General features: G+C 44.2%; 8 protein-coding genes and 3 pseudogenes. 5 read left to right on the forward strand and 6 right to left on the reverse strand.

Annotated features, from left to right (window positions below; all coding sequences use genetic code 11):
• From ACE1AQ_RS11325 to ACE1AQ_RS11345, 5 genes and pseudogenes are all read right to left on the reverse strand, one after another.
• On the reverse strand, window positions 1-1,030 hold a 1,030-nt coding region (locus ACE1AQ_RS11325; RefSeq protein ID WP_374808438.1), incomplete at its 3' end, for a calcium-binding protein.
• Window positions 1,031-1,308: 278 nt separating this feature from the next.
• On the reverse strand, window positions 1,309-1,554 hold the full coding sequence (locus ACE1AQ_RS11330; RefSeq protein WP_002739258.1) for a UPF0175 family protein: 246 nt from the start codon (window positions 1,552-1,554) through the stop codon (window positions 1,309-1,311).
• A 166-nt stretch (window positions 1,555-1,720) separates the two neighbouring features.
• Window positions 1,721-1,786 (reverse strand): annotated as a pseudogene (locus ACE1AQ_RS11335) (DUF4351 domain-containing protein); the annotation flags it as partial.
• Between the two features lie 45 nt (window positions 1,787-1,831).
• Window positions 1,832-3,256: a carotenoid oxygenase family protein gene (locus ACE1AQ_RS11340; RefSeq protein WP_008204789.1), complete on the reverse strand. Its 1,425-nt coding sequence runs from the start codon at window positions 3,254-3,256 to the stop codon at window positions 1,832-1,834.
• Window positions 3,257-3,372: 116 nt separating this feature from the next.
• Window positions 3,373-4,023: a Uma2 family endonuclease gene (locus ACE1AQ_RS11345; RefSeq protein WP_374808440.1), complete on the reverse strand. Its 651-nt coding sequence runs from the start codon at window positions 4,021-4,023 to the stop codon at window positions 3,373-3,375.
• A 276-nt stretch (window positions 4,024-4,299) separates the two neighbouring features.
• Here ACE1AQ_RS11345 and ACE1AQ_RS11350 point away from each other — a divergent pair, with 276 nt between their 5' ends.
• The 3 genes from ACE1AQ_RS11350 to ACE1AQ_RS11360 all read left to right on the forward strand — a co-directional run bounded on the left by ACE1AQ_RS11350 (window position 4,300) and on the right by ACE1AQ_RS11360 (window position 10,080).
• Window positions 4,300-4,770, forward strand: a complete 471-nt coding sequence (locus tag ACE1AQ_RS11350) for a DUF29 domain-containing protein (RefSeq protein WP_008202947.1) — start codon at window positions 4,300-4,302, stop codon at window positions 4,768-4,770.
• A gap of 54 nt (window positions 4,771-4,824) precedes the next feature.
• On the forward strand, window positions 4,825-8,997 hold the full coding sequence (locus tag ACE1AQ_RS11355; RefSeq protein WP_008202949.1) for a DEAD/DEAH box helicase: 4,173 nt from the start codon (window positions 4,825-4,827) through the stop codon (window positions 8,995-8,997).
• Window positions 8,998-9,609: 612 nt separating this feature from the next.
• Complete coding sequence (locus ACE1AQ_RS11360) at window positions 9,610-10,080, forward strand: DUF29 domain-containing protein (protein ID WP_008202951.1); 471 nt, start codon at window positions 9,610-9,612, stop codon at window positions 10,078-10,080.
• An 88-nt stretch (window positions 10,081-10,168) separates the two neighbouring features.
• Here ACE1AQ_RS11360 and ACE1AQ_RS11365 read toward each other — a convergent pair whose 3' ends face one another.
• Window positions 10,169-10,705 (reverse strand): dCMP deaminase family protein, encoded by a 537-nt coding sequence (locus tag ACE1AQ_RS11365; RefSeq protein ID WP_008202954.1) that lies wholly within the window; start codon window positions 10,703-10,705, stop codon window positions 10,169-10,171.
• A gap of 219 nt (window positions 10,706-10,924) precedes the next feature.
• Here ACE1AQ_RS11365 and ACE1AQ_RS11370 point away from each other — a divergent pair.
• Window positions 10,925-11,032: pseudogene (locus tag ACE1AQ_RS11370) on the forward strand (helix-turn-helix domain-containing protein); the annotation flags it as partial.
• A 98-nt stretch (window positions 11,033-11,130) separates the two neighbouring features.
• Window positions 11,131-11,295: pseudogene (locus ACE1AQ_RS11375) on the forward strand (IS30 family transposase); the annotation flags it as partial.
• Window positions 11,296-11,430: the final 135 nt, after the last annotated feature.

An 11,430-nucleotide genomic window follows, 5' to 3' on the forward strand; every position in this document is an offset into this window, starting at 1 on the left:
CTCCAGCGCCACCACTGATTGTATCGTCTCCTGCTAACCCAAAGAGACCATAAATGCCACCAAGGCTTTCACTATCAGAGGTTCCAATAATAACATCATTAAAATTAGTTCCTGTAAAACCACCACTAAGTCCTTGGCCTGCATTAAAACTCTCAATCGAAATCAAAGTATCAACTTCTGAGCCGATTGTAATGGTACCATTACCCGTAGTCGGGTCATAGGTCATGGTCAAACCAGATGAGCGATCACTATAACTGGCGAAATAATAATCAAATCCTGAACCTCCGTTAATGGTATCATTCCCTAGATCACTACGAAGCAGATCATTTCCAACCCCCCCATTGAGACTATCATTTCCGTTATCACCAGCAAGGTCATCATTGCCAGCATCTCCATTTACAACATCATTTCCATTACCTCCATAAATATTATCGTTTCCCCCCAAACCACTTAAAGTATCATTGCCATCTAACCCAGAAATATTATCATCCCCAGATGTACCCGTAATACTATCATTCCCATTAGTACCCGTTAAATTCGCCTGTTCTACTTGAATAATTTCCCCATTTACTATAATTGTTGTCTGGTCATTCTCTGCTCGTAAAGCGTCCAAGATTGCCACATCCAGACTATTTCCCTGCACCAACTCTGCAAAAATTGCCCCCTCATCTCCCGCGCTATCCACCTGATTAATTTGAGCATCCACATAATGCCCAATTTCTTCTAAAATTACATTAATTATCGCTGCTGACGAGGCCGTATTTAAAAAAGATGCTGATAGATAAATCTTATTCTTACTGCTGGAATAGGCACCATTCGCCGTTCCCAAAACTTCATCACTGAGTACCTCAATTGGGGGAATTTGACTAAAATTTCGGCTTTTCCACTGCTGTCGTAATTCCGTCGCCTTAACCACATCATAACTTGTGCCAAAAGCGGTGACCAAATTCGCCCAAAAGCCATCAGATTGAGCGAAATTGAACAAAACATCGTCAACAACAGGAAGAATCGGCAAAAGAGTAGAAGTCATGACATTCCCCGCAGAGGTTTATTGCTAACATTTTTAGCTCAACAATCCCCAATCTTTCAAGGGGGATATAACAAAAATTTACAGAAAACGGGTTTCTCAAAGAAAACGGGTTTCTCAAAGAAAACGGGTTTTCTAAATAGAACGTAGGTTGGGTTGAAGCATGAAACCCAACACCCGCATGGGTTACGCTACCGCTAACCCATCCTACAAATAATTGTGCCTCCCTACTTAACCAACAAGAGCAAGACTGCTGAGAGGAGAAGTATCGCTAATAATAATCATAGCCAACCTTTCTCTTTTAAATGCTTAATATCTTGCTGAAACTCAGCAACATCATAGTGAATACAAATTCCTCGTTCAGAAAGCATCCGTTGAAACTTGATTTGATTAATACCTAATAACTCACTTGCTTTTCCTAAGCTAATCTTATCTTGTTGGAATAACATAACAACAATTTCCTTCAACAGTTCATCCTCTGATAAACCACTTGCTTTAATCACTTCTTGGGAAATAACTAGAGTCATATTTTCTCCGTATTTTGATAAGAATTATACAAATGCTATCCTATGTTTTGCGGTCTGTCAATTCCCTTTGGCAGACCTCACTTCTAACTGTTAACTGTTAACTGAAATTCCCTTTCCGAAGCAATCTTACCCCTTGTCATGGCGAAGATGCGATCACTAACACAAACTAAGCAGTTAAAGTATTTAACCAATTGATTAAATCTTCAACCGTAGAGAAATCGAATAAAGCTTCTCTCTCACAAGTCCAGAAAACGGGTTTCTCAAAGAAACCCGTTTTCTAAATAGCGCCTTTTTCTGATTTTTCTTGCCAAGTACCGTGAAACCCCGGAGGGATAACACTGGGTAATTGCAGACAACAAAGGGGTTCTTTTTCTAGCTGCTGACTATCATAGATTCTCACTTGGCTGCTGTGATTATTGCCGTCGTAAACTACGACGATTAACCATCCCGTTTCTGGAGATAAACCATCGCAGACAAAAATCGGTTCAGTACCATAACAGTTATTTTCTAGATAAGCAATAGTTAACTTACCTGTGGAGTGATTATAACAAGCGGGAAGTCCGATAATTTCCCGACGAATATCGCTATCGGGACGATGGACAGCTAAAAAAGTATTTTGCCATTTTTGTCCCACCAGTTGCGGGGAAACCACGGGAAAATCACAGCTTAAATCCGAGAGAATTTCCTGATTAATCACCTTTGCTGATAGGGGATTAATGGTAATACTTGCCAATTTTCCAATGGCTAAGGTTTCGGTTTCACCCGTGGCAACTTCTTTTAAAAATTGATTAGTCTTAAAGTCATCATAACGGACAAAAACAATTTCAAGATTGCCTTGGTCATTTACACAACCATTAGCAAAGTGCCATTGAAACCATGAATCTGTAACACTTTCACTGACTAATTGCAGAGAATCTCTCTCAAAAATTAGTATTCTTGTTCCTAATTCTGGCTGCCACTGCATGGCATCACTAAAAGTTTTAAATCCCAACAGTATCGATAACTTATCCGCTTTTATCGGTGGGACAAAAAAGACGAGATACTGTCCTGCTAAAACAAAGTCATGCAGCAGCGACAATCTATCTAAATCAAAAGTGTTTTTCTGGATAATTTGACCAGTGGAGTCAGACTTATAGAGATTTAAACTAACTTTAGCACTGATTGTCACCCCGAAATTAAAAATCTCTCCTCTGGACAAATCTACTTTAGGATGAGCGGAAAAAGTTTCCTTTGCTTGTAACCTAGATAAATTATCTAAACCTAGGGTTTCTAAAGATTGTAAATCTAATTTATGGGGAAAACCCCCTTCCCAGAGAGCTAATAATTTATCGGGTAAAGCTAAAACCGAGGTATTAGCGGCATTTTTTACCTCTTTTCCCCAATTATTCCAAAAGAAGCCGGGGGCATTCATGCCATAATTAGGAAATAAATATTGATTAGCGGCGCTTTCTTGCTGATAACCAGCAGTCTGAACATAACGATAGGTGGCACTGGCTCCATTATCATGAAAATGTACAGCTAAAACTGCCCCATCTCCGTCAAACCAATGACCAACTTTTTGCTTACCTCTTTCTAATCTCCCCGGACCATTGCGATAGAGACTCCCTCGCAATCCATCGGGAATTTTCCCCGATAATAAGGTTAATTGCGTTTCAGAAAATTCCACTGCTGGTTTTTCTAGAGATTTTGCCCAAGCTTTCATAGATTTGTTTTTTTACTGATTACATAGTTAAGTATAGCCCTAGACTGGGTTCAATGACGATAACTTAGGCAGTTAACCAGTTAATTAGTATTCACCGCAACCCATCGATTATGTCATTATAAAGTATCGGGATCAATTCCCAGAGAACGGATATATTCAGCTAAACGTTCAGCTTTAAGACGCTCTTGTTCTAACCTTTGAGATAACTCGATAGAAGTCAAAAATTTCTGACCATCTAAACTATAAATTTCTAACCCATCTTCTCTCAATTCAAATCGGATATTTAACCGAGGACTAACCCATCCCTTAATCTCAGGTATAGAACTTAATAGTCCTTCCCGTCTCCACCATCCTTGAAAACTATGAGAATCGGGATCATAGAGATAGTATTCCTCCACTCCATAACGTTGATAAAAGAGTAGTTTTCGCTCCATTTCTTCTAAACTATTAGAAGGGGAGAGAATTTCAAAGACCACTTGAGGAGCAATGTTATCTTCTTGCCATTGTTTATAGGAACCCCGTCTTCCTTTCGGACGACCAAATACTACCATAACATCGGGAGCAACCGGTCCGGTAATTTTCTTATCTTGGACAGGATACCAGAGCAAATCCCCCGCAATAAAAACCTGAGGAGAATTAGCAAAGAGAATCTCAAGATTTTCTTTGATTTTAACGATCCATTCGTATTGTTCGGTATTATCGGCCATGGGTTTACCGTCACTGTCGGGGTATTCAATATCTGGATCAATAGCTGGTGTAAAGGTCATAATTTCTGCTCTGAGGTTATTTGTCTGAAAATTAAATTCTAGCAGTGAGGTTATCTTTCCCCTGTAGTCCCAAAATAACATCGCCAATAACGTTGATCAAAATGTTTGTGTACTTTTGTTAAAAAGAAAAAGTTTTCTTGACAAAAAGAACAACTTGTGCTGCAGGATAAATCTCTAACTTGGCAACAATTACCCGCACTAGAAGCTGATCGAAGATAGCGATCGAGGGTTATAATCGAGCCATTACCCCGCGCTCCCAGTCGGGAAGATAAATCTATGATGACCGCTCTCTACGAGGAAGATTTTGTTCTCTGGACAGAAAAAACCGCCGAACTGTTAAAGCGAAAAGAGTTTGACCTGGTGGACTGGGAAAACCTGATCGAAGAGGTGGAGTGCATGGGAAAAAGTGACAGACGGGCTGTAGAGAGTTTGTTAACTCAATTATTAATCCATCTCCTGAAACTATCCTATTGGGAATCGGAAAAAGAACGGAATGCCCGTCATTGGCTCGAAGAAATCGCCAATTTTAGGGTTCAATTGGAAAGAAAGGTAGATAGTCCGACTCTCACCAATCACCTGCGGGATACTTTCGAGACAGCCTACTCCGATGCCAGAAAAACCCTGATCAGAGCTAGAATCGTCGATAAAAATGCGATTCCCCTAGAGTCTATATTCACTCTCCAACAGGTATTAGACGGGGATTGGTTCCCCATCGATATCGAACCTTTTTTGGAAACCCGTCTATAAATTGCAGCCATCTCACCGCCAAAAGATTAGGATTATCAGCGAATATAACCGAATATGAACGATATCGAGCAACTCCGCCGCCAACTCATCGAACGCTACCAACAATTATCGGCACTCGATCAGGTGATCGTCCGTCTTTTTTCCCTAATCTATGAACCGATCGCCCGCAGCACTTTTCTAGACTGTTTAAATCAAGCCCATTACCGCGACGAGAACAACCGGCGATTTAACGGCCAAACCCTGAAATCCCATTTAGATCGCCTCCTAGAAGCGGAAGTAATCATCCAGGACAAAGGCTATGGGCCGCGCTGTCATCCCCTCCTCGTCGAGATTGCCAGCCGTGATAGCGTTAGCAAGGGGGAATTCAAGCGTTTTGCCGAGATCATCAAGGACAAACTGCCGCAACCCCGAACTCGTTGGGATGAAAGCCTAGTTTTTCAGGGAAAAGAGCAATTAATCCGAGAAATCCGTCTGGCCATCTATCGTCAGGATTTCGACTCGATCGAACAACAAATCGCCGATTATCAGAAAACCAGCTATTCTTCCTCAAAAATCAGCCTGGAAGACCTTCTGGTTCTCATCTACGATAACCCCTTCGATGGGGATTGGTTACGGACGCAACCGACCAAATTTCAAGCCCTAGCACTAAATAGCATTCTTGTCAAGGCTTTTGAAAAAATAACTCGCGCCGATGGAGCTTTTTCCCTCCTAGAAGAACTCTGTCAAGACCAGACCAGTGTTTCCGAAGGCCATTTGTGGCTCGAACAGGCAATCATCCGAGGACAAAGCGATAAAGTGCGTCGGTATCTCGATCGCCCCTTCCCGGAAAGCCAAGCAGCAGAAATCGGAGCGCTCCGGGGTTGGATTGCCTTTCTAGAGGGGAAAAACAGCAAAGCGATCCAAGAATACACCCTCGCCCTTAAAGCCCTAAAAAAAGCTAAAGGAAAACAAAAAATCTATTTTTCTTCAATTAGCGGCTTCTCCTTTATTTTCGCCCTCCTCAAAGAAGGAACCCCCGAACGTCTCGCCGAAGCCGCCAGCTATACCAATTGGGTGACGCGTCAAAACGATCATCCTTTCAGTCCTATCTATGCCCGTCTGGAAAAAATCATCGCTGCCCGTCAGGGAGATATGCAGGCCAAAGACGCAATCATCGACGCGACGATCAATCCCTACCAAATGGGCCAGGGTCTAGAGACTCTTCTCTATAGTATCTGTCTCTACTGGATGAGTAGCGACATCGCTAAAAAACATCTGCCCCGCCTACTCTTGCCCCTCTACAAAGATGCCAAGGCGGCTGGCTACCATTGGTTAGCCCTGGAAACCGGGGCCCTACTGTCCCGACTCGATCGAGCGCCGGAAGCGGAGGTGGTTATAAACTGGCATCTCCCTTCCCCCCTGGTGGATGCGATCGAACCCCAAGAAGCTTGGCAACTGTGCCTGAATGCCTTGACTAATCTGTGCGCGCCAACACCAACCCCGGGTAAATCTAACCCCGTCGTCCGCCTTGCTTGGTTTATCACTATCCATTCCGAGGATTATTTCCTGCAAGCAAAAGAACAAAAACTCGACGCGCGGGGTAATTGGAGTCGTGGCCGTCCCGTCTCCCTGAAACGTCTGCGAAAAACTGGGGAAATTGACTATTTAACCCCGCAAGACCTGAAAATTTGCGCCCATATCTTCGTGGAATCCAGTTACTATGGCCAGAACGAGTATCACTTTGAGCGCCGGGCCATTATCGAACTGATCGGTCATCCCCTGGTGTTTTGGGAAGATTCCCCCGGAACGCGGGTAGAAATCGTCGCCGGGGAACCGGAATTGCGAGTAAGAAAGGAAAAATCGGGTAAATTAATCCTCTCTTTACTACCCGATCTCAGCGATCGCCAAGAAGTGCTGATTTGGAAAGAAACCCCCACTCGCATTAAGGTAATCGAAGTCAAGCCAGAACACCGAAGCATCGCCGACATTATCGGCAAAAGCAACCGCCTAGAAGTCCCCGACAAAGGCCGGGAAAAAGTCCTGGCCGCAATCAATTCCCTCTCCGGGATAGTGACAGTACATTCCGATATCGGCGGAGGAAAAGCAGCCCGGTCAGTGGCGGCCGATAGTCAACCCCGGATTCATCTCTTACCGGCTGGGGAGGGTCTAAAAGTGGCGGTTCTCAGCCGTCCTTTTGGGGCAGCCGGTCCCTATTTCCAGCCTGGAAAAGGGGGCGAAACAGTGATCGCCGAGATCGAGGGGGAACGGCTGCAAACAACTAGGGATTTAGCCCTGGAGAAAAAACTGGCCCAAACAGCGATCGATTCTTGTCCGATCCTGATCAGTTTTGAGGAAGAAGATGGGGAATGGCGGCTAGAAAATCCAGAGGATTGTCTAGATCTACTGCTGGAATTGCGGGAATTAAGCGATAGTGTCCTCGTGGAATGGCCGGAAGGGGAAAAATGGCGGGTGTCGCGTCAGGTGCGATTACAGGACCTACACCTAAATATCCACAGTCAACGGGATTGGTTTGCGGTCAGTGGGGAACTGCACCTAGAGGAGAAATCAGTCCTGAGTATGCAGGAGTTGATGAAATTGCTAGAGGGATCGCCGGGGCGGTTTATTCCCCTCGGAGATGGTCAATTTCTCGCCCTAACCGAGGCATTTCGGGAACGGTTACAGGAAATGCGCGCTTTCTCGGAAAAGTCCGGCGACGGTTTGCGGTTTCATCCCTTCGCTGCCCCGATTCTCTCGGAACTCAGCGAGGAAGTGGGACAACTCAAGGCCGATAAACGTTGGCGCGATAATTTACAACGCTTTCAGGAGAGTCAGGATTTTACCCCAGAAGTCCCCTCAACTCTACAGGCAGAATTGCGCGACTATCAACTGGAAGGCTTTCGCTGGTTAGCTAGGCTGGCCCAGTGGGGGGCCGGGGCCTGTTTGGCCGATGATATGGGATTAGGGAAAACTTTACAGGCCCTGGCAGTGATCCTTACCCGCGCCTCGGAGGGACCGACTTTAGCGATCGCTCCTACTTCAGTATGTTTGAACTGGATTAGTGAGGCGGAAAGGTTCGCACCCACCTTAAATATCATCCAATTGGGAACAGGCGATCGGCAAGCACTACTCGATCGACTGCAACCTTTCGATCTGTTGGTCTGTAGCTATGGGTTATTACAGCAGGAAGAAGTGGCCACCATGTTGGCCGGGGTGGAATGGCGGACAATCGTTCTCGATGAGGCCCAAGCGATTAAGAATTTCTCCACCAAGCGATCGAAAGCAGCCATGAATCTGCGGGGGGATTTTAAATTAATCACCACAGGAACACCGATCGAGAATCATTTAGGGGAATTATGGAATCTTTTCCGTTTTATTAACCCCGGATTGTTGGGGTCTTTGGAAAGTTTTGATCGCCGTTTCGCCACCCCGATCGAAAAATACGGCGATAAAACCGCTCGCGAACAGTTAAAAAAACTGGTGCGGCCTTTCCTTCTCCGGCGCACCAAAAACCAAGTTCTGGCGGAATTACCGCCCCGTACCGAGATTTTAGTCCCGATCGAGTTAAGCGTCGAGGAGAAGGCGTTTTACGAGGCCTTACGGCGGCGCGCTTTGGAGAAATTAAGCGAGAGTGACAGTACCGCCGGGGCAAAACATCTCCAGGTACTGGCAGAGATCATGAAATTACGCCGGGCCTGCTGTCACCCGCAGTTAGTGGCTCCAGATTTGGATTTAGCCGGCTCGAAATTGTCCCGTTTCGGGGAAATTCTGGATGATTTATTGGATAATCAGCATAAAGCGTTGGTATTTAGTCAATTTGTCGATCATTTAGCGATTGTCCGCAGTTATCTCGAGCAACGGCAGATAAAATATCAATACCTCGATGGTAGTACCCCAGCCAGCGATCGGCAGAAACAGGTGAAAGCGTTTCAAGCGGGGGAAGGGGACGTATTTTTAATTAGTTTAAAAGCTGGGGGGACAGGATTAAATCTCACCGCGGCCGATTATGTTATCCATCTTGATCCCTGGTGGAATCCCGCAGTGGAGGATCAGGCCTCCGATCGCGCCCACCGCATCGGCCAAAAACGTCCGGTGACGATTTATCGCTTAGTGGCCAAGGATACGATCGAGGAAAAAATCGTCGATCTGCACCACCATAAACGCGATCTCGCCGATAGTTTATTGGAGGGAACCGACGCCAGCGGCAAGCTATCCACTGACGAATTATTGCGCTTAATGGCCGAGGGATAGTAGGACCGCACGGGAGAGGGGAAAGGCGGTTTCACACCAAATCCGTTTTTAATAGTGTGATTAACTGCCAAGTTATCAATTGTTTCTCCCTGCTACCCACTCTCTGCTCTTTTATACTTTTTAAACAGGATTTGGTATTATATAAGCATTTTTTATCAATACACCATTAATACTTGAGAAGATTTCAATTTACATTTGGCAATATTTATTTTTTCTCAAGAATTAATTGAGAATTATTTTTATTTATCGACGAGATAGCAATAGTTACAGCGATTCTGGTATAATTTTACTCTATGCAATGATGGGTTTTTCTGTGCTTTTTGTGTTTTTAGCTGTTGAGCCATCCTGGAAACCCTCTCTCAATCCCCACTGCCTACTTAAACAATATTAGTGACCTTCTCTCTTTCTCCCCTTTTTAGCCCAGAGCGTTGATCAAAATGTTTGTGTACTTTTGTTAAAAAGGAAAAGTTTTTTTGACAAAAAGAACAACTTGTGCTGCAGGATAAATCTCTAACTTGGCAAAAATTCCCCGCACTAGAAGCGGATCGAGGATAGCGATCGAGGGTTATAATCGAGCCATTACCCTGCGCTCCCGGTCGGGAAGATAAATCTATGATGACCGCTCTCTACGAGGAAGATTTTGTTCTCTGGACGGAAAAAACCGCCGAACTGTTAAAGCGAAAAGAGTTTGACAGGGTGGACTGGGAAAACCTGATCGAAGAGGTGGAGTGCATGGGAAAAAGCGAGAGACAGGCAATAACGAGTTTATTAACTGTTTTAATTGAACATCTGCTAAAACTATCCTATTGGGAATCGGAAAAAGAACAGAATGCCCGTCACTGGATAGTGGAGATCGCCGCTTTCCGAGCGCAATTAGAACAAAAAATAGATAGTGCCACCCTCGCCAACCACGCCCGCGATTCTTTGGAAAAAGCCTATTTAACCGCCAGAAAATCCCTGATTAATGCGCGGATAGTCGATAAAAATGCGATTCCCCTAGAGTCTATATTCACTCTCGAACAAGTATTAGACGGGGATTGGTTCCCCATCGATATCGAACCTTTTCTGGAAACCCACCCATAAAAAATTTTCGCTATTTTATCCAAATTCAACTAACTTTATCTACCCTAGAGATAGAGACTTTTCCTAGTAATTAGCATCCTTGGGATAACTACCTGAGATCGATCAAAATGGGATTTAATAAGAATAAGGCCGCATGATTAGCCATTGCTTCTGATAAATAAATCTTTTTATATTTAATAATCCCCGTTTCCAGAAAAGAATCCCTTAACATGGCTTTTGTCCCACTATTAAAATCCGCTTCGTAAAAAACTTCTTTAATTCCCGAAGAAATAATTAGTTTTAAACAGGAAATACAGGGTTCTAAAGTAACGTAAATACTAGCGCCTTGGGTAGAAATACCGTGTTTGGCCGCTTGAGCGATCGCATTAGCTTCGGCATGAATTGCCCGAGAGGGAATTTCTCCGGATTCTCGACAGGTTCCCAAACCGGGATAACAAAAACCCTGGGCAGTACAATGAACCGTTCCCGATGGAGAACCATTGTACCCCGTAGCTAAAACCTGCCGATCTTTGACAATTACCGCACCGACGGGAAAAGCTAAACAGGTAGATCTGGTGGCGGCTAATTTAGCGATCATTAAAAAATATTCGTCCCAAGTCGGTCTTTTTTCTTCAGAGTTGATCACGGTTTCATACCAAGCTAGAAAAAGCGAAAAAGAGGGGGTTATCTCTGATAGCTTATCATTAGATAACCTCTAAAAGTTAGGAACGGGATCAGGTTAATAACGCCAATTCAAAAATGAAACGCATCAACCTCAAAAGTTGACAAAGAAAGGCTCATCAGGTAGTGTCTGATCAATACAAAAACAAATCAGACCTAAAAACGAAGCCCTCAACATCTTAACATAGAACAAAGAAACCCGCTCTACCAACTTAGTCAAGAGGGAAATTTATCTCAACGGCAAATGGATCTCTGGCTCGGATGTCATCAAAGCACGATATCACGGGAATTAATACTAAATCCGTTGAGTATAAGCTACATATCAGGACAGGCAAAAGGCAAAAGGCTTCGGCCGTGAGACTTCGGCGTGAGCTTTTGTCGAACGCTCAGCCGAGCCGTGGAGGAAAAAGTAAACGTGGACGGATTCCTAGTCCTGTGGATATCTGCGAGCGACCAGCAATTGCTGACCAGAAAACCGCAATCGTTCATTGGGAAAGTGACACAATGATTGGAGGAAATCATCTAGGAGTTCTCGTTGCATATATAGACAAAGCCAGAAATGTTGAATCTCGTAACAAAACTTTACATTTAAGAACATGACAACCCCAGAACGCCATTTTTCAGATTGAATAGACAATTTTCCTAAACCAGTGTACATAGCTGATATGTTGACACATAAAACTCTGTAAA

The sequence above is a fragment of the Microcystis sp. BLCC-F209 genome (assembly GCF_041928595.1).
Lineage (GTDB): Bacteria > Cyanobacteriota > Cyanobacteriia > Cyanobacteriales > Microcystaceae > Microcystis.

Excerpts from the sequence above, each read along its gene's own strand:
- ACE1AQ_RS11345 (WP_374808440.1), bottom strand. The coding sequence starts at position 4,023 with ATGACCTTTACACCAGCTATTGATCCAGATATTGAATACCCCGACAGT.
- ACE1AQ_RS11350 (WP_008202947.1), top strand. The coding sequence starts at position 4,300 with ATGATGACCGCTCTCTACGAGGAAGATTTTGTTCTCTGGACAGAAAAA.
- ACE1AQ_RS11330 (WP_002739258.1), bottom strand. The coding sequence starts at position 1,554 with ATGACTCTAGTTATTTCCCAAGAAGTGATTAAAGCAAGTGGTTTATCA.
- ACE1AQ_RS11340 (WP_008204789.1), bottom strand. The coding sequence starts at position 3,256 with ATGAAAGCTTGGGCAAAATCTCTAGAAAAACCAGCAGTGGAATTTTCT.
- ACE1AQ_RS11355 (WP_008202949.1), top strand. The coding sequence starts at position 4,825 with ATGAACGATATCGAGCAACTCCGCCGCCAACTCATCGAACGCTACCAA.
- ACE1AQ_RS11360 (WP_008202951.1), top strand. The coding sequence starts at position 9,610 with ATGATGACCGCTCTCTACGAGGAAGATTTTGTTCTCTGGACGGAAAAA.